This is a genomic window from Caballeronia sp. EK (genome assembly GCF_014384845.1).
Taxonomy (GTDB): domain Bacteria; phylum Pseudomonadota; class Gammaproteobacteria; order Burkholderiales; family Burkholderiaceae; genus Caballeronia; species Caballeronia jiangsuensis.
Map to the genome: position 1 here is coordinate 31,408 of NZ_JACSUE010000027.1, position 19,880 is coordinate 51,287.

Genomic DNA, 19,880 nt, shown 5'->3' on the forward strand with positions numbered 1-19,880 from the left:
TATAATGCCCGCATGACTCCGCATCCCCTCAGATTTCACGCTGTCGTCGTCGGCGGCGGGCTCGTCGGCAAGACGGCCGCGCTCGCGCTCGCGCAATCCGGCCTGCGCACCGCGCTCGTCGCGTCGCGTGCCGCCGGTCTGCCGCCGGGCGCGGCGTTCGATTCGCGCATCTACGCGCTGTCTTCCAGCTCGCAGGCGCTGCTGGAGCGGCTGCGCGTCTGGCAGGCGCTCGATCGCTCGCGTCTCGGTCCGGTGCTCGACATGCGTGTTTTCGGCGATGCCCACGCGGAATTGCATTTTTCGGCGTTCCAGGCGTCGGTGCCGCAGCTCGCGTGGATCGTGGAATCGTCGCTGATCGAACAGTCGCTCGATGCCGCGTTGCGCTTCCAGCCGAGCCTCTCGTGGTTCGAATCGCGCGCGCAGGGCATGACGATCGAAACCGACGCCGCGCATGTCGCGCTCGCGAGCGGCGAAATGCTCGAAACGGATCTGATCGTCGGCGCGGATGGCGCGCATTCCTGGGTGCGCGCGCAGATGGGCGCGAAGATGAATCGTCGCGATTACCGGCAAACGGGTGTCGTCGCCAATTTTCGGACCGAGCGGCCGCACGGCGAAACCGCGTATCAATGGTTCCGCGATACGGAAATCATCGCGCTGTTGCCGTTGCCCGGCGATCACGTCTCGCTCGTCTGGTCGGCGCGCACGGAACACGCCGACGAACTGCTCGCGCTCGATCCCGCCCAACTCGCGGCTCAGGTCGAACAGGCGACGCAAAACATGCTCGGCACGCTCGATTGCGTGACGCCCGCGCAGGGTTTTCCGCTCGGGCTGCAGACCGTCGACAAGCTGATCGCGCCGCGCGTCGCGCTCGTCGGCGATGCCGCGCATCTGATTCATCCGCTCGCGGGGCAGGGCATGAACCTCGGCCTGCGCGACGTGGCCGCGCTCGCGGATGTCATCGCGAATAAGGAGTCGTTCCGTGATCTCGGCGATCCGATTCTGCTGCGCCGCTACGAACGCGCGCGCCGCGAAGACATCCAAAAGCTCATGTTCGCGACCGACGGCCTGCAGCGGCTCTTTTCCGTGCCGGGCACGCTCGCGCGCGCGGTCCGTAATACCGGCATGGCGTTCGTCGGCGCGCAGCCGCTCATCAAGCGCTGGCTGGTGTCGGCGGCACTTGGTTGAAACAGTCTATCGATACTCCATTGGCGCCACGCTCAAGCGACTCACAGGAAACCGCATGAAAACCACTTTTCGTATCGCCCTCGCGACGGCTGCCGCGCTCGCCGTGACGCTCAGCATCGGCTGTTCGGCGCAGGCCGATGAAACCACCGACAAGATCAAGTCGACGCTCGAAGCGCGCATGGGCGACGCCACCATCAAGAGCATTCAGAAGACGCCCGTGCCGGGACTTTACGAAGTGAATCTCGGCTCGCAGATCGTCTATAGCGATGCGACCGGCAACTACGTGCTGATCGGCGATCTCGTCGATACGCGCAGCAGCCAGAACCTCACCGAGGCGCGGCTCTCGGAAACGAACAAGATCGACTTCGCGAAGCTGCCGTTCGAGAACGCGGTGAAGGTCGTGAAGGGCAACGGCAAGCGCAAGATCGCGGTGTTCTCCGATCCGAACTGTCCGTACTGCAAGCAGCTCGAATCGACGCTGAAATCGATCGACAACGTAACGGTCTACACCTTCCTGTACCCCGTGCTTTCGCCGGATTCGACGGCCAAGTCGAAGTCGATCTGGTGCTCGCAGGATCGCGCGAACGCGTGGGAAGGCTGGATGCTCGACCGCAAGACGCCGACCATGGCGGCGTCGTGCGACACGACCGCCATCGACAAGAACCTGAAGCTCGGCCGCTCGATGAACGTCACCGGCACGCCGACCGTGTTTCTCGCCGATGGCCGGCGTCTGCCGGGCGCAGTGCCCGCCGACCGGCTCGAAAAGGAACTGTCAGCCACGCACTGAGCGCGGCTCGAACGAAGAAGGGAGGCGCGTGATGCGCCTCCTGTGTTTTTACGGCCTTGCTTTTGCGAAAGCGCAGCGTAATGAAGCAAGGCGCCGGGCGTGGCCAGGCGCGCCCAGAACAAGAACAAGGACATCGAGATGACTACGCTCACGCAAGCGATGCAGCCCGTCCGCTACCGCATCGTTCCGAAAAATCCCGCCGCGCATCTCTTCGAAGTGACGCTCACCGTTGCTGAGCCGGATCCCGCTGGCCAGCGGTTCATGTTGCCGGTCTGGATTCCGGGCAGCTACATGATTCGCGAGTTCGCGCGCAACATCGTGACGCTGCAGGCGTTCAACGCGGCGGGTCGCAAGATCGCGATCGAAAAGACCGACAAGCACGCGTGGCAAGCCGCGCCGGTCGACGGACCGATCACGCTGCGCTACGAGGTCTACGCGTGGGACATGTCGGTGCGCGCGGCGCATCTGGACGACACGATCGGCTTCTTCAACGGGACGAGCACGTTCCTCGCCGTGGAAGGGCAGTCGGCGGCGCCGTGCATCGTCGATATCGAACCGCCGCCGGGCGGCGCGTATCGCAACTGGCGCGTCGCGACGGCGCTTGCCGAAGCGCGCGGCACGAAGCGCTATAGCTTCGGCAGCTATGAAGCGGCGAATTACGACGAACTCGTCGATCAACCCGTCACACTCGGCGAATTCGCGCTCGGCAGCTTTACCGCGCACGGCGTGAAGCACGACATCGTGATCTCGGGGCGCGTCGTCAATCTCGACATGAACCGGCTCGCCGCGGATCTGAAGCGCGTGTGCGAAGCGCAGATCGCGCTGTTCGAGCCGCGTACGAAGAAGGCGCCGGTGGACCGCTACGTGTTCATGACCGTCGCCGTCAGCGATGGTTACGGCGGACTGGAGCATCGCGCATCGACGGCGCTGATCTGCAATCGCACGGATCTCCCCGTGCAGGGCCGCCCGGAAACGACCGAAGGCTATCGCACGTATCTCGGCCTGTGCAGCCACGAGTACTTCCATACGTGGAACGTGAAGCGCATCAAGCCGGCCGCGTTCGCGCCGTACGATCTGTCGCAGGAGAATTACACGACGCTGCTGTGGCTCTTCGAAGGCTTCACGTCCTACTACGACGATCTTTTGCTCGTGCGCAGCGGCCTCATTTCGGCGGGCGACTACTTCAATCTGCTCGGCAAGACCATCGGCGGCGTGCTGCGCGGCACGGGGCGGCTCAAGCAGTCCGTCGCGCAAAGCTCGTTCGACGCGTGGGTGAAGTACTACCGCGCCGACGAAAACGCGCCGAACGCGATCGTCAGCTATTACCAGAAGGGCTCGCTCGTCGCGCTGGCGTTCGATTTGTCGATTCGCGCGCAAACCGACAACCGCAAATCGCTCGACGATGTGATGCGCCTCCTGTGGCAGCGCTACGGGCGCGAGTTCTACAACGGCCGGGCGCGCGGCATTCTGGAGGAAGACGTCGAGGCGCTCTTCGCCGAAGCGACCGGCGCGGACCTGCGTTCGCTCTTCCGCGACGGCGTGCGCGGCACGCGCGATCTGCCGCTCGATGCGCTGTTCGAGCCGTTCGGCATCGCGATGACGCCCGATTTGCCGGGCAACGGCGCGTCGGTCAAGCCTTCGCTCGGCGCGCGTGTGCGGGGCGGCGCGGATTGCACGCTCGCCGTCGTCCATGAAGGCAGCGCGGCGCAGAAGGCGGGATTGTCGGCGGGTGATGTGCTCGTCGCGATCGACGGACTGCGCGTCACCGGCTCCAATCTCGACGCGCTTTTGTCGCGCTATCTGCCGGGCGCGAAGGTGGACGTGCACGCGTTCCGCCGCGACGAACTGCGCCGCACCGAGGTCAAGCTTGACGGGCCGGAAATCGCGCGCTACGTGCTGACGGCCATCGACGGACGCGGCCCATCGAAACAATGGCGCGAGCGCTGGCTGAAGGGCTGAATCGGCAAAGTGTGGCGGATTGTTCTACCGATGCAACAATCCGTCATGACTGGATGGCTTTTTCTCGGGCGTCGAAAAACGAAGAATGCTTCCTAAGCCGGGTGCCGACGGTGCCCGAAACCCGATCAAGGAACAGGAAGCCATCATGACGACGATTCTGCAAATCAACTCCGCCGCCCGTTCGCAAGGTGCTCAATCGACGCTGCTCGCCGACGAACTGACCGCGAAGCTGCAACAAAGCAACCCGGGCGCAAAGTTGGTCGTGCGCAATCTGCTAGGCGACAGCCTGCCGCATCTCGACGACGCCACGCTCGGCGCGTTCTTCACGCCCGCCGATCAACGCAGCGCGGAACAAACCGCGATCAACGCGAAGAGCGAAGCGCTGATCGCCGAGCTGCAAGCGGCGGATATCGTCGTGATCGCAGCGCCGCTGTACAACTTCGGCATCTCGTCGCAACTGAAGACGTATTTCGACTGGATCGCGCGTGCCGGCATCACGTTCACCTATACCGCGAACGGTCCGGAAGGCCTCGTGAAGGGCAAGAAGGTGTACGTTGTCTCGGCGCGCGGCGGCAAGTATGCGGGCACGCCGAACGATTCGCAGACGCCGTTCCTCACGACGTTCCTCGGTTTCCTCGGCATGACCGACGTGAGCTTCATTTACGCCGAAGGCCTGAACATGGGGCCCGAAGTGGCTGGCGCGGCGCTGGCGTCGGCGCGTGAGGCGATTGCGGCTGTTTAAGCGTCTCCGCTTCGATAAAAAACCCCGCTGATGCGGGGTTTTTGGTTTTCAGGCGAGCAATTCCGGCTCGGCGGGCAATCGCCAGTCGATCGCGTCGCGTCCATGCTTCGTCAGGTATTCGTTCGCGAGCGCGAAATGCCCGCAGCCGAAAAATCCGCGATACGCCGACAGCGGCGAAGGGTGCGCCGACTCCAGCACGCAATGCGCTTTCCCCGTGCCTTCGATCAAACCGCGCTTCGCCTGCGCGTGCGCGCCCCAAAGCATGAAAACGAGCCCGTCGTGACGTTGCGCCATTTCGTGGATCAGCGTATCGGTGCATTGCTCCCAGCCGCGTTTCGCATGACTGCCGGCCTTATCGCGCTCGACGGTCAGCGACGTGTTGAGCAACAGCACGCCTTGCTTCGCCCATGAATCGAGACAGCCGTGCGCGGGCGCGGGAAAACCGAGACTCGCGTGAATCTCCTTGAAGATGTTGCGCAACGACGGCGGCGGGCGTACTGGCGCGGGCACCGAGAACGCCAGGCCGTGCGCTTGCGGCGCGCCCTTGTCCTCGCCGTGATACGGGTCTTGCCCGAGAATCACGACCTTCACGTCGCCGGGACTCGTGAGGCGCAGCGCGCGGAAGACATCGGCGGGATAAACCGTCTTGCCGGCGGCGCGCTCGGCATCGACGAATGCGCACAACGCCGCGTAATGCTTGCCGTCGATGAAAGGCTTCAGATGGCGGCGCCAGTCGGCGGGCAGCGCCTCGAACTGACTTTCGAGCGTCGTGAAAGTCGATGCTGCCGCGGATTCGTTTTCCGCAAAGAGGGAAGGCTGTCGGCTCATGCTCGGGCGTTGCGGGTTTTTTCGGACTCGCGCAGGAGATATCCGCGCTGGGCCTTGCTGAGATCCTCGGGGACGATCTCGGGAAACGCGCCGCGTAGTTCCGCGGCGAGCATCGAAAGCGCGCCTTCTTCGCCGGATTTCAGTTCCAGCTCCAGCTCGCTAATGTCCGCGCGACGCGTCTCGCCGTCGACTTCGGCGGTGATCTGGCCGAGATCCAGCGCGACTTCGATCTGCGAACCCTCGCGCTCGATGTCCCACACGATGCGCCTGAAGTCGGTCTTGAAGAGCGCGATCAGATCGGGCGCGGCGCGTTCCAGCGCCTGGCGTGCCGCGTCGTTGTCGCAGGCGGCGATCAGCGCGTCGATTTCGAGCGCTTCGCCTTTCACGGGCAGTTCCCACTCGTGACGGTTGCTCAAACCCGCGACCGATTTGCCGAGCGTCTTGAACGTCTGCAGCCATTGCTCCGGCGTGCGGCGCAGGCGCAGCGCGGACTTCGCCTTCGCGAGCGCGCAGTCCGGCGTATCGAAATAGACGTTGGCAAGCTCGATCGGCTTGCCCGCGCCGGTGCGTTCGTCGAAGAAGCGCGCGACGTCATCGTGTTGCGACGGCGCGAGCGCGAGTTTGAGTTCCCGTTCGATGCCCATGCGGTTCCTGTCGATGAAATCAGAAGAACATGCGCGCGAGTTCCGCGCCGGGGTCGTCGGCGCGCATGAACGCTTCGCCGACGAGGAACGTATGCACACGCATCGCGCGCAACCGTTCGACATCGAGGCGCGACAGAATGCCTGATTCCGTCACGACGATGCGGTCATCCGGCACCGATTCCAGCATGCCGATGGTCGTGTCGATCGTCGTCTCGAACGTGCGCAGATTGCGGTTGTTGATGCCGATGAGCGGCGTCTTCAGCGTGAGCGCGTCGCGCAGTTCGTCGGCGTCGTGCACTTCGACCAGCACCGCGAGCCCGAGCGAATGCGCGTAGGCTTCGAGATCCTGCATGTGCGAGAGTTCGAGCGCGGCGGCGATCAGCAGGATGCAGTCCGCGCCCATCGCGCGCGCTTCCATGATCTGATACGGATCGACGATGAAGTCCTTGCGCAGCACCGGCAGGCTGCACGCGGCGCGCGCTTCCTGCAGATACGCGACGCTGCCCTTGAAGAACTGCACGTCGGTGAGCACGGAAAGGCACGCGGCGCCGCCTTGCTCGTACGAGCGCGCGATGTCGGCGGGCACGAAGTTCTCGCGCAGCACGCCTTTCGACGGACTCGCTTTCTTGACTTCGGCAATGACCGCCGCCTGATTCGCCGCATGCTTCGCCCGCAACGCGCCGACGAAATCGCGCAGATCGCGCGAACTGGCTTCGAGCTTCAGCTCTTCGAGCGGCGCGCTCTGTTCGGCGGCGCGAATTTCCTCGCGCTTGACCGCGATGATGCGTTCCAGAATGTCACTCATATTGGCTTCCGTTATTTCTTCGCGAACTGCTGCGTGAACTTCGCGAGCGTTTCGATTTTCTCGCGCGCCGCGCCGCTTTCGATTGCTTCGCGGGCGGCGGCCATGCCGACGGCGATCGAATCGACGATATCCGCAGCATAGAGCGCCGTGCCGGCATTCAATGTGACGATCTCGCGCGCGACGCCCGCCTTGTTGTTCAGCGCGCCGAGCAGCATGGCCTTCGATTCCTGCGCGTCCTGCACTTTCAACGAGCGATTCGACACCATCTGCAGGCCGAAATCCTCCGGATGAATCTCGTACTCGGTCACTTCACCGTTCTTCAGTTCGCCGACTTTCGTCGCGGCGCCGAGCGACACTTCGTCCATGCCGTCCTTGCCGTACACCACCAGCACGTGTTTCGCGCCGAGACGCTGCATCACGCGCACCTGAATGCCGACGAGGTCTTCATGAAACACACCCTGAAGCTGGTTCGGCGCGCCGGCCGGATTCGTCAGCGGCCCGAGAATATTGAAAATGGTCCGCACGCCGAGTTCGCGGCGCACGGGCGCGATGTTCTTCATCGCCGGATGATGGTTCGGCGCGAACATGAAGCCCATGCCGGTTTCGGCAATCGACGCGGCCACTTGTTCCGGTGTCAGATCGATGTTCACGCCGAGCGCTTCGAGCACGTCCGCGCTGCCCGATTTGCTCGACACGCCGCGGTTGCCGTGCTTCGCGACCTTCGCGCCCGCCGCGGCGGCCACGAACATCGACGCGGTGGAGATGTTGAACGTGTGCGAGCCGTCGCCGCCGGTGCCGACGATATCGACGAAATTCGAGTTGTCCTCGACTTCGACGTGATTCGCGAACTCGCGCATCACGGTCGCTGCCGCAGCGATCTCGCCGATGGTTTCCTTCTTCACGCGCAAGCCGGTGATGATCGCGGCCGCCATGACGGGCGACATCTCGCCGCGCATGATCTGGCGCATGAGGTGCAGCATTTCGTCGTGAAAGATCTCGCGATGCTCGATCGTGCGTTGCAGCGCTTCCTGTGCGGTGATGGTCATATGCTTAGGCCCGCTTCCCGGATGAAGAGTGCTTCACGAAGTTTTCCAGCAGCGCGTGGCCGTGCTCGGAAAGAATCGATTCCGGATGGAACTGCACGCCTTCCACTTCGAGTTCCCTGTGACGCACGCCCATGATTTCGCCGTCCGGCGTCCATGCGGACACTTCCAGACAGTCGGGCAAAGACTCGCGCTCGATTGCCAGCGAGTGATAGCGCGTCACGTTGAAGTGTTTGGGCAGGTCGGCGAACACGCCTTTACAGTCCGTCTCGATCTGGCTCACCTTGCCGTGCATGATGGTCTGCGCGCGCACGACGCGCCCGCCGAACGCCTCGCCGATCGCCTGATGGCCGAGGCACACGCCGAGAATCGGCAGCTTGCCGGAGAATTCGCGCAGCACGTCGAGCGTGATGCCCGCGTGTTGCGGATTGCTCGGCCCCGGCGAAAGGCAGATGCGCTCCGGGCTGAGCTTCGCGATTTCATCGAGCGTGATTTCGTCGTTCCGATACGTGTGCACGTCCTCGCCGAGTTCGCCGAAGTACTGGACCAGGTTGTAGGTGAAGGAATCGTAGTTGTCGATCATCAGCAGCATGGTCTTGTCTCCTCAGAAGTCGCTGTCGAGGCCGTCTTGCACTTGCTCGGCGGCGCGGAGCACGGCGCGCGCCTTGTTCTCCGTTTCCTGCCATTCGGATTCGGGCACCGAATCGGCGACGACGCCCGCTGCCGCCTGAACGTAGAGATTGCCCTTGTGGATCAGGCCGGTGCGAATCGCGATCGCGAGATCCATTTCGCCGCTGAACGACAGATAACCGACTGCGCCGCCGTACAGACCGCGCTTGACCGGCTCCAGTTCGTCGATGAGTTCCATCGCGCGGACCTTCGGAGCGCCGGACAGCGTGCCGGCGGGGAAGGTCGCGCGCAGCACGTCGTAGTTGTTCATGCCGTCCTTGAGCTTGCCTTCGACCGAGCTCACGATGTGCTGCACGTGCGAATACTTCTCGATGATCATCTTGTCCGTCACGGAAACCGAGCCCGTCTGCGCAATGCGGCCGACGTCATTGCGCGCGAGGTCGATCAGCATCACGTGTTCGGCGACTTCCTTCGGATCGTTCAGCAGTTCGGTGGCGAGTTCGGCATCGCGTTCGGGCGTGTTTCCCCGCGGACGCGTGCCCGCGAGCGGACGAATCGTCACGATGCGATCGTCCGCGCGTTTTTCCTGACGCACCAGAATTTCCGGCGACGCGCCGACCACGTGCATTTCGCCGCCGAAGTTGTAGTAATACATGTACGGCGATGGATTCAGCGAACGCAGCGCGCGATACAGCGAAAGCGGGTTGTCGCGGAACGGCTTGATGAGGCGCTGGCCGACCTGCACCTGCATCAGTTCGCCGGCCGCGATGTATTCCTTCGCGCGGCGCACGGCGTTCAGATAGTCGTCCTTCTTGAACTCGCGGAAGGTTTCAGTGCGCACGCTCGCGGACGTCACCGGCGGTTGAACCGTCGTACGCAGACGCGCGCGCAGTTCGCGCAGACGATGCTTCGCTTTGGCATACGCTTCCGGCCGGGTCGGATCGGCGTAGACGATCAGATAGAGCTTGCCCGCGAGGTTGTCGATGACCGCGACTTCTTCCGTCAGCAGCAGTTGAATGTCGGGCAGGTTGAGATCGTCGGGCGGCGCGGTGTGCGCGAGCTTCTTCTCGATGTAGCGCACCGCGTCATAACCGAAGTAGCCCGCGAGACCGCCGCAGAAACGCGGCAGGCCCGGACGCGTCGCGACTTTGAAGCGCTTCTGATATTGCTCGATGAACGCGAGCGGATCGCCTTCATCCGTCTCGACGACGTTGCCGTCCGTGACGACTTGCGTCTTGCCGTTCTGCACGCTCACGGTCGTGCGGGCCGGCAGCCCGATGAACGAGTAGCGCCCGAAGCGCTCGCCGCCCACGACGGATTCCAGCAGGAACGAGTTCGCGCCGTTGCGCTCGGTCTGCGCGAGCTTGAGGTAGAGCGAGAGCGGCGTTTCGAGGTCGGCGAGGGCTTCGGCGATGAGCGGAATGCGGTTGTAGCCTTCGTTCGCCAGCGATTGGAATTCGAGTTCGGTCATGTTGCGATCCTTGAGCGACGCGCGCTTTCAGGGTGGCGCGGCATCGGGGAGTGCAGGGCGCTGCGGTCGGTCGAATCTCGTGATGATCGCATACGTCGACCCCGCCGCTTCGAATTGTCGAAGCGGAAAAGGCGACTCGCGCAGCACGACACCAGACGTGCCTGAGCGAGGCTCGATATACGACGAATCAGCGGGACGGCGCGGGAATGCGCAGCGAAACAAAAAACGGATGCTGAAGCGGATGAAGCGAATCGCGACATGGCTTCAGCGAACCTCGGGCGAGGTTAGCGCGACCAGCGACGCCAGGGCCAGGCTCCCCGGTCGATGCTGCTCAGACTCCGTTTTCTGTTGAGAAACATGAATGGATGGACTTATTCAGTGAGTGTGGCATCTGGCGGCGCCAAGGTGGCAGCAATCGCCAGTGCTGCGGTGCGCAGCGAGGAAACTATACCATCGGATTTCACCGATTGCACAGGTTTCCCGTGGTTGTAGCCGTACGGAACGGTAAGGGTTGCGAGGCCGGCGGCACGGCCTGCGAGCGCATCGTTCTCCGAATCGCCGACGGCTACGGTTTCGCGCGGCAGGACGTCCAGGCGTTCGCATGCGGTGAGCATCGGCAATGGATCGGGCTTCTTCGCGGGCAGGGAATCGCCGCCGAGAATCACCTTGAAGAAATCCGCGATGCCGAAGTGCGCGAGCAACTCCACCGCGAACCGATGCGGCTTGTTGGTCACGCACGCGAGCGCGATGCCGCTTTCGCGCATCGCTTCGAGGCCTTCCTTCACTTCCGGGAAGAGCGCCGAATGCTTGCCGTTGACCTTCGCGTATTCGCTTTGATAGATCGCGAGCGCGTCATCGAATTGCGCGACCGCTTGCGAAGGCGACAGGCGCACCGCGAGCACGCTGCGAATCAGATTCTCCGAGCCCTTGCCGACGTAGCCCGTGACTTCATCGCGCGTGACCGGCTGTTCGACGCCGATGCGCGCGAGCATCGCGTTCAATGCGGCGACGAAATCGTCCGCTGTGTCGACCATCGTGCCGTCGAGGTCGATGATGGCCGCCCGGATCGGGCGGTTCACGAAAGGCGACTGCGCCGCCGCGATTTCACTCATGCCTTCGCTCCCGATTCGACCTTGGCCAGTTCGGCGCGCATCGCGTCGATGACCTGCTTGTAGTCGGGCTTGCCGAAAATGGCCGAGCCCGCGACGAACGAATCGGCGCCCGCCGTGGCGATTTCCGCGATGTTGTCGATCTTCACGCCGCCGTCGACTTCCAGATGGATCTCGCGGCCGGTGCGATCGCGATACGCATTGATGCGCGCACGCGCCTCGCGCACCTTGTTGAGCGCCTCGGGGATGAACGATTGCCCGCCGAATCCCGGATTCACCGACATGATCAGCACGAGATCAACCTTGTCCATCACGTGGTCGAGATAATTGAGCGGCGTCGCAGGATTGAACACGAGGCCCGCCTTGCAGCCGTGATCGCGGATCAGCGACAGCGTGCGGTCGATGTGATCCGAACCTTCCGGGTGAAAACTGATCACATTGGCGCCGGCTTTCGCGAAATCGGGCACGATGCGGTCGACCGGGCGCACCATCAGATGCACGTCGATGGGCACGTCCACGTGTGGCCGGATGGCTTCGCACACCAGCGGACCGATTGTCAGATTCGGCACGTAGTGGTTGTCCATGACGTCGAAGTGGATCCAGTCGGCGCCGGCGGCGACGACGTTGCGGACTTCCTCGCCAAGGCGGGAGAAGTCGGCGGAAAGGATGCTGGGAGCGATGTGGAATTGCGCCATGGACGTATGCGGGTAGCGGCCTAAAGCGGTGATTTTAACCCGCGTTTTCGTTCAAGTCCCTCGTCCGAATGGCCAACGGATGGCGTGCGAACCTGGGCTCGGGCGCCAATCGTGTTGCGGGCGCCGCTCGCATCAAGCAGAATGCCAGACCAATGGCGGCGCGTCCGCGCGCTTTTATCCGCGCTTTCGTCCGGCGACGCAGCGAGCAGTTGAACTGGAATTGGAGCGACGATGAGCCAGTACGAATTCAGCGTTTCAGTGGAGACGCGGTATTTGCCCGAGCAGTCCGACCCGGATAGCCGGCAGTATGCATTCGCCTACACGCTGACGATCCGCAACACCGGCCAGGTCGCGGCGCAATTGATTTCGCGACACTGGATCATCACCGACAGCAACGATCACGTGCAGGAAGTGAAGGGGCTCGGCGTCGTCGGACATCAGCCGCTTCTGCCTCCGGGCGAGCAGTTCGAGTACACGAGCTGGGCAGTGATCGCGACGCCGGTCGGCACGATGCGCGGCGAGTATTTCTGCGTGGCCGAAGATGGCGAGCGTTTCGAGGCGCCTGTAGCGGAATTCGCATTGCATATGCCGCGCACGCTCCATTGAGAAACCCGGCGGCACGCGGCGCGTATCAGCGCCGTTTCGCCGGATCGTTCGAGCGATTCTGGTTCTTCTTCTTGCCCGAAGCCGTCCACACGACGATGAAGATCAGCAAGGCGAGCGCCACGAGCGACTCGAGCGCAAAAATAAGCATTGGATATTCGTCGAACAGATCAGACATGGCGGTTCCCATCAAGAACGAGCATTGTATGCGTTTCGTGCGGCCGACCGCGCGAGCAGCGGCCTGGGCCGCATCGATTGCAACCGCTGTCCTGCTCGCCTCGTGCGGCGGCGGAAACTACGTGAAGCCGGGTCCGGGCACGGCGACCGGCACGCCGACCGTCCCCGGACCGCGCGCCGCATCGCGGCTCACGGCGGTGAGCTGGCAGCAGGTGCCGGGCTGGCAGGACGATTCGCTGATCGGCGCGACAGCCGCGCTCCGTCAGAACTGCAGCCGGCTCTCGCGGCAGGCCAACTGGCAGAAGGCGTGCTCGGCGGCGCTTCGGCTCGACGACCTCGATATGTCGGCGGCGCGCAGCTTCTTCGAAACCTATTTCACGCCTTTCCAGCTTGCCAACACCGACGGCACGCTCGATGGTCTCGTGACCGGCTACTACGAGCCGCTGCTGCGCGGCTCGCGCACGCGTCACGGGCCGTATCAGTACCCGCTGTATCGCTGGCCGTATCGCTACAAGCCCGGTTCCGCATTGCCTGCGCGTGCGCAACTCGAACGTTCGGGTGTATTGAACGGCAACGAACTGGTGTGGGTCGACGATCCAATCGAAGTGTTCTTTCTGCAGGTGCAGGGTTCCGGACGCGTCACGATGGAAGACGGCAGCGTAATGCGCGTCGGCTTTGGTGGCACGAACAATCAGCCGTACCGATCGATCGGCAAGGAATTGCTCGATCGCGGCGAACTCACGCCCGCACAGGCGACGATGCAGGGCATCAAGGCCTGGGCGAAAGCGAACCCGGCGCGTGTCGACGCGCTGCTGGACGTGAATCCGCGCTTCGTGTTCTTCCGCGAAATGCCCGCGAACGAAACGATGCCCGCGAGTCTGGGCGATGGACCCGTCGGCGCGCTCGGCGTGCCCTTGACGCCGGAACGCTCGATCGCGGTCGATCCCTCCGCCATCCCGCTCGGCACGCCCGTCTTTCTTCAGACGACGCGTCCGCTCAGCAATCAGCCGATGAACCGTCTCGTCTTCGCGCAGGACACCGGCACGGCAATCAAGGGCGGCGTGCGCGCGGATTACTTCTGGGGTCTCGGCGACGATGCCGGCGATCTCGCCGGACGCATGAAGCAGGGCGGCAGGATGTGGCTGCTATTGCCGAACTCCTGATTCCCGCGTCCCTTCCGGGCGATAAAAAAAGCTCGCGGCTCTTATGGCTCGCGAGCTTTTTTACGTCATGACGTCATGTTGCGGCGATCGATCACGCGCCGCGCCTTTCCAACCGAACGTTCGATGCCGTTCACCGCGAGTACGTTCACCACGGCGCTCACGCCGATCAGCGCCTTGATGTCGTAGGCGAGCGCGGCCCTCGCGCTGTCGAGCGCCACGGCATCCGGTGCCGATTCCGGACAAGGCTCCACGTTCAGCGTGAAAACATCGAGCGGGCCTTCCTTGGTGAGCACGATCTGATAGTGCGGCGCGAGCACCGGACGCTTGAGCAGCAACTCCTCAATCTGCGTCGGAAAGACGTTCACGCCGCGCACGATCATCATGTCGTCGGAACGACCGGTGATTTTCTCCATGCGACGCATCGTGCGAGCGGTGCCGGGCAAGAGGCGCGTCAGATCGCGCGTGCGATAGCGAATGATCGGCAGCGCTTCTTTTGTGAGCGACGTGAACACGAGTTCACCGAATTCGCCATCGGGCAGCACTTCGCCGGTTTCCGGATCGATGATTTCGGGATAAAAGTGATCTTCCCAGATCGTCGGACCGTCCTTGGTCTCAGCACATTCGGACGCCACGCCCGGCCCCATCACTTCCGAGAGCCCGTAAATATCGACGGCATCGATGCCCATGCGCGTCTCGATCGCGCGACGCATGTCGTTCGTCCACGGCTCCGCTCCGAAGATGCCGATGCGCAGCGAGCAAGTCGCCGGCTCGATGCCCTGGCGCTCGAGTTCATCGGCGATCGAGAGCATGTAGCTCGGCGTGACCATGATGATGTCAGGACGGAAGTCCTGAATCAGTTGCACTTGCTTTTCGGTCTGGCCACCGCCGAACGGGATCACCGTGAGGCCCGCGCGCTCCGCGCCGTAATGCGCGCCGAGACCGCCCGTGAAGAGTCCATAACCGTAGCTCACGTGAACCTTGTCGCCACGGCGCGCGCCTGCCGCGCGAATCGAACGTGCGACGAGGTTCGCCCAGTTGTCGAGATCCTGCGCCGTATAGCCTACGACTGTCGGCTTGCCCGTCGTGCCGGAGGACGCGTGAATGCGCGAAACGCGTTCCTGAGGCACGGCGAACATGCCGAATGGATAGTTGTCGCGCAAGTCCTTCTTGGTCGTGAAGGGGAATCGCGCGAGGTCCGAAAGCGAAGTGACGTCATCCGGATGCACGCCGGCTTCGTCGAACTTGCGCCGATAGACCGGCGAATTCTCGTAGGCGTGTTTGAGCGACCATTTGAGGCGCTCGAGTTGCAGCGCCGCGAGTTCGTCGCGGCTCGCCTTCTCGATGGGATCGAGCGGCAGCGGTGTGGTCATTGCTGTCTCCTTGATGCTGACAGTGCGGCGCGGCTTTTCATGCCACGTCCGTTATATGGACGAGTCCCGTCACGCGGGGATCACGGTGCCTTTGATCTGCGCCGACTTGCCGCGAAACATCGCGACCGCTTCGCCTTCCCGATTCGTGACACGGATATCGTAGATTCCGGTCCGGCCGCTCAAGGTCTGCTCGATTGCCTCGGCAGTCAACCGATCACCGCCGCGCACGGGACGGAGAAACTCGATCGAGCAACCTGCGGCGACCGTGCTGATGTTGTACGAATTGCAGGCGAAGGCGAACGCGGAGTCCGCCAGCGTGAACATCAGGCCGCCGTGGCAAATCGCATGACCGTTGAGAAAATCGGGCCGCACGTCCATTTGCAGTCGCGCATAGCCTGGCCGCACTTCGATCAGCTCGATGCCGAGTGCGCGCGTGCATGCGTCCGCTTCGTACATGGCGTTGGCCGTGGCTTCCGCGAGTTGTTGTGGCGTCACAGGTGTCTCCAGATTGATTCGATTCTCACAGACCTTCGAAGCGCGGCGCGCGTTTCTCCTTGAACGCGGCGACACCCTCGATGTAGTCGGGCGAAGCACCCAGCTCGCGCTGCAGGTCGCGTTCGAGGTCGAGCTGCTGGTCGAAAGTCTTGTTCGCGCTCGCGCGGATCGCCTGTTTAATTGCGACGACCGCACGCGCCGGCTGTTGCGCGAGTTGCGCGGCCAGATGCGCTGCCGCTTGTTGCAACTCGGCGTCTTCGACGACGCGCCACACGATGCCCCAGGCCTCTGCTTTTTCCGCGCTGAGCTTTTCGCCGGTCAGTGCGAGACCGAGCGCGCGAGCTTCGCCTACGCGGCGCGGCAGGAGCCATGTTCCGCCCGAATCCGGCACGAGGCCGATCTTCACGAATGCCTGAATGAAGCTCGCCGATCGCGCCGCGACGACGAGGTCGCACGCCATCGCGAGATTCGCGCCCGCGCCCGCGGCCGTGCCGTTCACAGCGGCGATGACAGGCAGCGGCATGGCTTGCAGTCTTCGCACCAGCGGATTGAAGTACTCGTCGATCAGATCGCCGAGATCCGACATCGAACCGGGCGTGAAATCCAGATCCGCGAGATCCTGGCCCGCGCAAAATCCGCGGCCGGCGCCGGTAATGACCAGCGCGCGCGCGTTGCCCGCCTCGATTTCAGTGAGCGCCTGATTCAGTTCGCGATGCATCTCGCGCGTGAAGCTGTTCAGCTTGTCGGGTCGATTGAGCGTCAACGTCGCGACGCGCGTTTCGACATCGACGTGGAACAACACGGACTTCTCTGTCATTGCTTCTCCTCTGTCGCCGAATCTGGCCGCGGCGGCTGTGCTGACCGGTTTCCTTACATGCCGATACTAGCCGCGCGGCCCGCTGCTTTCCATTAGGCCGAATGGCATAAGCCGTTTGCACGGCGATTCGGCCTTTACGCGTCGGTAATTTGGCTTATGCCGTTTGGCCGACTTCCGCTTGCGCGGCCTTCGGGGCAACATGAATTCGGCTCTGCACCACGCGGAAGCGGTTGGAGACAAAAGCGGCGTCGGAGAGCGCGGCGTTGGCTGCCGGATTCGCGCCCGTTCCGTGGAAGTCCGAGAACGCAGCCGTCTGATTGACGAACACGCCGCCCGTGAGATTGATCGAGAGCGCGACACCGCCTTCGATGGCTGCTTCGTGCGCGGCTTCGATCACTTTGTCATCCGTGCTGTAGACCGACAACGTCAGCGCGCCGTGCGTGCGCGCGATCGAGCCGGCGAGTTCGAGCGACTGCGCGGTCGAGTCGGTGGCGACGATGAACGAGATCGGACCGAACCATTCCTTTGTGAACTTGGCTTCGTCCGTGCGCGCGTCGAGCTTGAGCACGAGCGGGGTGTGCACGCGCGCGTCGGGAAACGCCGGGTGCGCGAGTGATTGGCTGTCGAGCAGAACGTCGCCGAGTTTGCGAGCTTCGGCGACGCGCTCCACGACGCCTTCGTTCTGGATTGCGCCCATGAATTCGACCGCGCGTGCCGGATCGGATACCAGTTTTTCGACGGCGCTCGCGAGTGCTTTCGCGACGTCATCGAAGCTCAGTTGGCCGTCGGCAGTACGGATGCCATCGCGAGGAACATAGATGTTCTGCGGCGCTGTGCACATCTGGCCGGAGTAGAGCGCGAGCGAGAAGGCGATGTTGCGGGCGGCGGCCTTCATGTCGTCCACGGAGTCGATGACGATCTGATTCACGCCCGCCTTCTCGGTGTACACCTGCGCCTGATGCGCGTTGTGTTCGAGCCAGGTGCCGTTTTGCGTGCTGCCCGTGAAATCGATCAGCTTGATTTCGGGACGCACGGCCAATTCCTGAACCAGGGCGCCGTCGTTGGGTTCGGTGGCGAGCAGGGTGACTACGTTCGGATCGAATCCCGCCTCGCGAAGCACTTCACGCGCGATTCGCACGGTGATTGCGAGCGGCAGGATCGCGCCGGGGTGCGGCTTGACAATGACGGTGTTGCCAGTCGCGAGATCGGCGAACATGCCGGGATAGCCGTTCCAGGTCGGGAAGGTGCAGCAGCCGAGCACGAGCCCCGTGCCGCGCGGAACGATGGAGAAGCGCTTTTGCATTGCGAGCGGCGGATTCTTGCCTTGCGGTTTTTCCCAATGCGCTTCGGAAGGAATGCGGCGCAGCTGGTCCCACGCGTAGACGACGGCTTCGAGCGCGCGGTCTTGCGCGTGCGGGCCGCCAGCCTGGAAAGCCATCATGAACGCCTGGCCGGTCGTGTGCATCACGCTATAGGCAATTTCGAAGCTGGCGCGGTTCAGGCGCGACAGGATTTCGAGGCTCACGCCGACCCATGCTTGCGGGCCGGCGGCGCGCCATTTCGCTTGCGCGTCGGCCGCGGCGCGAATGAGCGTGTCAGGGTCGGCTTTTTGATAGCTGATGTCGAGCGAAAGGCCGAACGGCGAGCGCTCTTTGCCGATTGTCTCGCCAGTCGAAGGCTGATCGAGTTCGAAGGTCTTGCCGAAGTGGGCTTTGAACGCGGCCTCTCCATCGGCGTTGGCCGTTTCCCCGTACACTTTGGGGCTCGGCATCTCGGCAAACGGGCTCCAGTAGCCGCGCGTTTCGATGGCTGCGAGCGCTTTGTCGAGCGTCGCTTCGTGCTTCGTGAATAGCGGATGTGTCATGGTCGCGAGAAGAGAACGAGGGGAAGTTGCCGGGCCGAATAATTAACCGACCGGTTGGTTGGTAATGGTAGCATTATCGAGATGATGTGACGACGTCTTTTCATTAGGGCTTACCTGAGGATCCCAAGGAGGGAGCGAATGGCATACGAGAATCTGCTGGTCGAAACGCGCGGTCGGGTTGGGCTGATCACGCTGAACCGTCCGAAAGCGCTCAATGCGTTGAACGACGCGCTGATGGACGAACTGGGCACCGCCCTCAAGGCCTTCGACGCCGACGAGGACATCGGCGCGATGGTCCTGACGGGCAGCGAGAAGGCGTTCGCTGCCGGAGCCGACATCGGCATGATGGCCAGCTATTCCTATATGGATGTCTACAAGGGCGACTACATCACGCGCAATTGGGAAACGATCCGCACGATTCGCAAGCCGATCATTGCGGCGGTTGCCGGCTTCGCGCTCGGCGGCGGGTGTGAACTTGCGATGATGTGCGATATCGTCATCGCCGCCGATACGGCCAGGTTCGGCCAGCCCGAGATCAAGCTTGGTGTGATTCCCGGCGCGGGAGGTACTCAGCGCTTGCCGCGCGCGGTCTCCAAAGCGAAGGCGATGGATCTCTGCCTGACCGCCCGCATGATGGATGCGAGCGAGGCTGAGCGTGCGGGGCTGGTGTCGCGTGTCGTCGGGGCCGATCGCCTTCTCAATGAGGCCGTCGAAGCCGCGACGATCATCGCCGGATTCTCGCTTCCCGCCGTGATGATGGCCAAGGAGGCAGTCAACCGCGCTTACGAAACGACGCTTGCCGAGGGTGTGCATTTTGAAAGGCGTTTGTTCCATTCGCTGTTTGCCACCGAAGATCAGAAGGAAGGCATGGCGGCGTTTGTCGAAAAGCGGAAGCCAACGTTCAAGCATCGGTGACCTTCTTCGGGAAAGCGCTTGCACTTCTCGATGTCACTCACTAGAATTCCGTTCCTTCGCGATTCGATGAACGCGAAGGAAGCGGGAATAGGCGGTATCGGTGGTGCGCTCGGGGTGGGTTGTAGAAGGTTCTGAGCGCGGTTGGCAAGAAGAGAAAACGCTTCGAATCTTGTTGACACGAACCGAAACGTTGTTCATAATCTCGTTTCTCTGCTGCTGATGCAGCGACGCAAGACAGAAGTTGATGTAGCGAATGTCTTGCGATGTGCTCTTTAAAAACTAACAGCCGATAAGTGTGGGCGCTTGATAGCGAGTGCGGTTTCAGTCCTTTGGGGCTGAGACAACAAGCAAAAGTATCAAGAGTCTCACACGAAGTATCAGAGGAAGGTTTTTCATCTTTGGATGAACAATCATCGTCAGAACGTTGAGTGAGCGACCGGTTTCTAACGGAACCGAAAACAGTAACAGGTTTGAACTGAAGAGTTTGATCCTGGCTCAGATTGAACGCTGGCGGCATGCCTTACACATGCAAGTCGAACGGCAGCACGGGGGCAACCCTGGTGGCGAGTGGCGAACGG

At 62.8% G+C, this 19,880-nt stretch carries 19 protein-coding genes and 1 rRNA gene; 8 read left to right on the forward strand and 12 right to left on the reverse strand.

Annotated elements, in window-relative coordinates; genetic code table 11:
• The first annotated feature begins 12 nt into the window (after positions 1–12).
• From IAG25_RS38415 to IAG25_RS38430, 4 genes are all read left to right on the forward strand, one after another.
• On the forward strand, positions 13–1,185 hold the full coding sequence (locus IAG25_RS38415; RefSeq protein WP_035510938.1) for a UbiH/UbiF family hydroxylase: 1,173 nt from the start codon (positions 13–15) through the stop codon (positions 1,183–1,185).
• 55 nt (positions 1,186–1,240) lie between these two features.
• A complete protein-coding gene (locus tag IAG25_RS38420) occupies positions 1,241–1,972 on the forward strand; it encodes a DsbC family protein (RefSeq protein WP_187609509.1) in 732 nt (243 codons plus the stop codon).
• 159 nt (positions 1,973–2,131) lie between these two features.
• Positions 2,132–3,931 carry a M61 family metallopeptidase gene (locus tag IAG25_RS38425; RefSeq protein ID WP_187609526.1) on the forward strand — a complete coding sequence of 600 codons (1,800 nt, stop codon included), beginning with the start codon at positions 2,132–2,134 and terminating at the stop codon, positions 3,929–3,931.
• A gap of 145 nt (positions 3,932–4,076) precedes the next feature.
• The gene (locus tag IAG25_RS38430) at positions 4,077–4,673 is read left to right on the forward strand and encodes an FMN-dependent NADH-azoreductase (RefSeq protein WP_187609510.1); all 597 of its coding nucleotides are present in this window, start codon (positions 4,077–4,079) and stop codon (positions 4,671–4,673) included.
• Positions 4,674–4,721: 48 nt separating this feature from the next.
• On the opposite strand, the gene IAG25_RS38435 is transcribed toward IAG25_RS38430, so the two are convergent.
• From IAG25_RS38435 to rpe, 8 genes are all read right to left on the reverse strand, one after another.
• A complete protein-coding gene (locus tag IAG25_RS38435; RefSeq protein ID WP_187609511.1) occupies positions 4,722–5,501 on the reverse strand; it encodes a uracil-DNA glycosylase in 780 nt (259 codons plus the stop codon).
• Positions 5,498–6,145, reverse strand: coding sequence for a CYTH domain-containing protein (locus IAG25_RS38440; protein WP_187609512.1), 648 nt, complete (start codon positions 6,143–6,145; stop codon positions 5,498–5,500). The genes IAG25_RS38435 and IAG25_RS38440 overlap by 4 nt, the downstream gene beginning before the upstream one ends.
• A 19-nt stretch (positions 6,146–6,164) precedes the next feature.
• Positions 6,165–6,950, reverse strand: a complete 786-nt coding sequence (gene trpC / locus IAG25_RS38445; RefSeq protein WP_187609513.1) for an indole-3-glycerol phosphate synthase TrpC — start codon at positions 6,948–6,950, stop codon at positions 6,165–6,167.
• Between the two features lie 11 nt (positions 6,951–6,961).
• On the reverse strand, positions 6,962–7,996 hold the full coding sequence (gene trpD / locus IAG25_RS38450) for an anthranilate phosphoribosyltransferase (RefSeq protein WP_187609514.1): 1,035 nt from the start codon (positions 7,994–7,996) through the stop codon (positions 6,962–6,964).
• 4 nt (positions 7,997–8,000) lie between these two features.
• Positions 8,001–8,585: an aminodeoxychorismate/anthranilate synthase component II gene (locus IAG25_RS38455; RefSeq protein ID WP_187609515.1), complete on the reverse strand. Its 585-nt coding sequence runs from the start codon at positions 8,583–8,585 to the stop codon at positions 8,001–8,003.
• Positions 8,586–8,597: 12 nt separating this feature from the next.
• On the reverse strand, positions 8,598–10,094 hold the full coding sequence (gene trpE / locus IAG25_RS38460; protein ID WP_187609516.1) for an anthranilate synthase component I: 1,497 nt from the start codon (positions 10,092–10,094) through the stop codon (positions 8,598–8,600).
• A 371-nt stretch (positions 10,095–10,465) separates the two neighbouring features.
• Positions 10,466–11,206 (reverse strand): phosphoglycolate phosphatase, encoded by a 741-nt coding sequence (locus IAG25_RS38465; RefSeq protein ID WP_187609517.1) that lies wholly within the window; start codon positions 11,204–11,206, stop codon positions 10,466–10,468.
• Positions 11,203–11,898 carry a ribulose-phosphate 3-epimerase gene (gene rpe / locus IAG25_RS38470; RefSeq protein WP_187609518.1) on the reverse strand — a complete coding sequence of 232 codons (696 nt, stop codon included), beginning with the start codon at positions 11,896–11,898 and terminating at the stop codon, positions 11,203–11,205. Before rpe ends, IAG25_RS38465 begins: the two co-directional genes overlap by 4 nt.
• Before the next feature lie 231 nt (positions 11,899–12,129).
• On the opposite strand from rpe, the gene apaG reads away from it, so the two are divergent.
• Both apaG and mltA read left to right on the forward strand, forming a co-directional pair.
• Positions 12,130–12,504 (forward strand): Co2+/Mg2+ efflux protein ApaG, encoded by a 375-nt coding sequence (gene apaG / locus IAG25_RS38475; RefSeq protein ID WP_035510926.1) that lies wholly within the window; start codon positions 12,130–12,132, stop codon positions 12,502–12,504.
• 95 nt (positions 12,505–12,599) lie between these two features.
• A complete protein-coding gene (mltA, locus tag IAG25_RS38480) occupies positions 12,600–13,841 on the forward strand; it encodes a murein transglycosylase A (protein ID WP_187609527.1) in 1,242 nt (413 codons plus the stop codon).
• A 65-nt stretch (positions 13,842–13,906) separates the two neighbouring features.
• Here the strand turns inward: mltA and paaK are convergent, their stop codons facing one another.
• The 4 genes from paaK to paaN form a co-directional block, all read right to left on the reverse strand.
• Entirely contained in the window at positions 13,907–15,211 is a 1,305-nt protein-coding gene (paaK, locus tag IAG25_RS38485; protein ID WP_187609519.1) for a phenylacetate--CoA ligase PaaK, read from the reverse strand.
• Between the two features lie 69 nt (positions 15,212–15,280).
• Positions 15,281–15,667 carry a hydroxyphenylacetyl-CoA thioesterase PaaI gene (paaI, locus tag IAG25_RS38490; RefSeq protein WP_255504303.1) on the reverse strand — a complete coding sequence of 129 codons (387 nt, stop codon included), beginning with the start codon at positions 15,665–15,667 and terminating at the stop codon, positions 15,281–15,283.
• A 64-nt stretch (positions 15,668–15,731) separates the two neighbouring features.
• Positions 15,732–16,523: a 2-(1,2-epoxy-1,2-dihydrophenyl)acetyl-CoA isomerase PaaG gene (paaG, locus tag IAG25_RS38495; RefSeq protein ID WP_187609521.1), complete on the reverse strand. Its 792-nt coding sequence runs from the start codon at positions 16,521–16,523 to the stop codon at positions 15,732–15,734.
• A gap of 154 nt (positions 16,524–16,677) precedes the next feature.
• A complete protein-coding gene (gene paaN, locus IAG25_RS38500) occupies positions 16,678–18,387 on the reverse strand; it encodes a phenylacetic acid degradation protein PaaN (protein WP_187609522.1) in 1,710 nt (569 codons plus the stop codon).
• A 138-nt stretch (positions 18,388–18,525) separates the two neighbouring features.
• Here paaN and IAG25_RS38505 point away from each other — a divergent pair, with 138 nt between their 5' ends.
• Positions 18,526–19,302 carry an enoyl-CoA hydratase gene (locus IAG25_RS38505; protein ID WP_187609523.1) on the forward strand — a complete coding sequence of 259 codons (777 nt, stop codon included), beginning with the start codon at positions 18,526–18,528 and terminating at the stop codon, positions 19,300–19,302.
• Between the two features lie 472 nt (positions 19,303–19,774).
• A 16S ribosomal RNA gene (locus tag IAG25_RS38510) occupies positions 19,775–19,880 on the forward strand; the annotation flags it as partial.

What these genes read in the sequence shown, in the direction of transcription:
- IAG25_RS38415 (WP_035510938.1), top strand. Translation starts at nt 13, where the DNA reads ATGACTCCGCATCCCCTCAGATTTCACGCTGTCGTCGTCGGCGGCGGG.
- IAG25_RS38420 (WP_187609509.1), top strand. Translation starts at nt 1,241, where the DNA reads ATGAAAACCACTTTTCGTATCGCCCTCGCGACGGCTGCCGCGCTCGCC.
- IAG25_RS38425 (WP_187609526.1), top strand. Translation starts at nt 2,132, where the DNA reads ATGCAGCCCGTCCGCTACCGCATCGTTCCGAAAAATCCCGCCGCGCAT.
- IAG25_RS38430 (WP_187609510.1), top strand. Translation starts at nt 4,077, where the DNA reads ATGACGACGATTCTGCAAATCAACTCCGCCGCCCGTTCGCAAGGTGCT.
- IAG25_RS38435 (WP_187609511.1), bottom strand. Translation starts at nt 5,501, where the DNA reads ATGAGCCGACAGCCTTCCCTCTTTGCGGAAAACGAATCCGCGGCAGCA.
- IAG25_RS38440 (WP_187609512.1), bottom strand. Translation starts at nt 6,145, where the DNA reads ATGGGCATCGAACGGGAACTCAAACTCGCGCTCGCGCCGTCGCAACAC.
- trpC (WP_187609513.1), bottom strand. Translation starts at nt 6,950, where the DNA reads ATGAGTGACATTCTGGAACGCATCATCGCGGTCAAGCGCGAGGAAATT.
- trpD (WP_187609514.1), bottom strand. Translation starts at nt 7,996, where the DNA reads ATGACCATCACCGCACAGGAAGCGCTGCAACGCACGATCGAGCATCGC.
- IAG25_RS38455 (WP_187609515.1), bottom strand. Translation starts at nt 8,585, where the DNA reads ATGCTGCTGATGATCGACAACTACGATTCCTTCACCTACAACCTGGTC.
- trpE (WP_187609516.1), bottom strand. Translation starts at nt 10,094, where the DNA reads ATGACCGAACTCGAATTCCAATCGCTGGCGAACGAAGGCTACAACCGC.
- IAG25_RS38465 (WP_187609517.1), bottom strand. Translation starts at nt 11,206, where the DNA reads ATGAGTGAAATCGCGGCGGCGCAGTCGCCTTTCGTGAACCGCCCGATC.
- rpe (WP_187609518.1), bottom strand. Translation starts at nt 11,898, where the DNA reads ATGGCGCAATTCCACATCGCTCCCAGCATCCTTTCCGCCGACTTCTCC.
- apaG (WP_035510926.1), top strand. Translation starts at nt 12,130, where the DNA reads ATGAGCCAGTACGAATTCAGCGTTTCAGTGGAGACGCGGTATTTGCCC.
- mltA (WP_187609527.1), top strand. Translation starts at nt 12,600, where the DNA reads ATGAAGATCAGCAAGGCGAGCGCCACGAGCGACTCGAGCGCAAAAATA.
- paaK (WP_187609519.1), bottom strand. Translation starts at nt 15,211, where the DNA reads ATGACCACACCGCTGCCGCTCGATCCCATCGAGAAGGCGAGCCGCGAC.
- paaI (WP_255504303.1), bottom strand. Translation starts at nt 15,667, where the DNA reads ATGTACGAAGCGGACGCATGCACGCGCGCACTCGGCATCGAGCTGATC.
- paaG (WP_187609521.1), bottom strand. Translation starts at nt 16,523, where the DNA reads ATGACAGAGAAGTCCGTGTTGTTCCACGTCGATGTCGAAACGCGCGTC.
- paaN (WP_187609522.1), bottom strand. Translation starts at nt 18,387, where the DNA reads ATGACACATCCGCTATTCACGAAGCACGAAGCGACGCTCGACAAAGCG.
- IAG25_RS38505 (WP_187609523.1), top strand. Translation starts at nt 18,526, where the DNA reads ATGGCATACGAGAATCTGCTGGTCGAAACGCGCGGTCGGGTTGGGCTG.